At 73.8% G+C, this 206-nt stretch carries 1 protein-coding gene; it reads left to right on the forward strand.

The window, feature by feature from the left end:
• Positions 1 to 206: hypothetical protein (locus tag AOK16_RS27540; RefSeq protein ID WP_169790950.1), on the forward strand; the 206-nt coding region annotated here is incomplete at both ends.

Consider the following 206-nt stretch of genomic DNA (forward strand, 5'->3'; position numbering starts at 1 on the left):
CGCGGGTGCCCCCCGGCAGACCGAGCGGGATGTGCCCGTCGAGGTGGCGCCGTTCGACACCGACGGGCGGTATCGGCTCGTCCATCTGCGGGGGCATGGATGGGAGCCGCTGGAGCGGGAGGAGTTCGAGCCGCGGGTGCAGCAGCTCTTCCCGGACCTCGACCTGGACGACCCCGACCAGGTCCACTGGTCGGACCGCCCGGGCG

Source organism: Streptomyces pathocidini (genome assembly GCF_001418495.1).
Lineage (GTDB): Bacteria > Actinomycetota > Actinomycetes > Streptomycetales > Streptomycetaceae > Streptomyces > Streptomyces pathocidini.